The sequence below is a fragment of the Paenibacillus sp. 05T425 genome (assembly GCF_056396205.1).
On sequence record NZ_JBFTLA010000045.1, the window covers coordinates 1 to 698 of the forward strand.

At 59.1% G+C, this 698-nt stretch carries 1 protein-coding gene; it reads right to left on the minus strand.

Annotated features, from left to right (window positions below; all coding sequences use genetic code 11):
• Window positions 1–121: 121 nt before the first annotated feature.
• Window positions 122–698 (minus strand): MBL fold metallo-hydrolase (locus AC1DF0_RS31955; RefSeq protein ID WP_477577571.1); only part of this gene is annotated, 577 nt, incomplete at its 5' end.

Below are 698 nucleotides of genomic sequence, written 5' to 3' on the forward strand. Positions count from 1 at the left end.
GTCGTTGCGAAACAGCAGGATCAAGCGGTCAGCGTCGTCGGTCTTGTAAACCGATTTGGCTTTGCCGCGGTAGAGTTCTTCACGTTTTTCCATGATGGGCTCCGCTTGCTAAGTAGGTGGGCTAGGCGATGTGTCGCCAGTCGAGCCCTGAATCTTGATCGGCTAGTTGCAGCCAGTCCGGGTCGCACCCGAGGGTGTCGACAAAACATTGCCGGGCCAGCTGCGGCAGGTTGTTCTTGCTGCTCAGATGGGCCAGGACCAGGTGTTGCAGGCCTTGCCAGCCCAACTCGGCCACCAGGAATGCCGCCTGATGGTTGTTCAAATGTCCCAATTCACCGCCCACCMGTTGCTTGAGAAAGTACGGGTAGTGACCGCGAGCCAGCATGTCACGGCAATGGTTGGCCTCGATCATCAACGCATCGAGGTCCCGATAGCCGTCCAGCACCTTGTTGCAGTATGAGCCCAGGTCGGTCAACAGGCCGAAACGCCGCTGACCGTCGCTGAAAAAATACTGCGTCGGCTCCTGTGCATCATGGGCCACGGCAATGACGCCGATGCTCAGATGGCCGATTTGCAGTTGCTCGCCGCCAGCCAGAAGGCCTGCGGGTTCAATCGGTTTGCGCATCCCGCGCAAGGTCCCRCGACTGAGGTAGACAGGCAGATTGTAACGCCGAGACAGCAAACCCACGCCATGCACG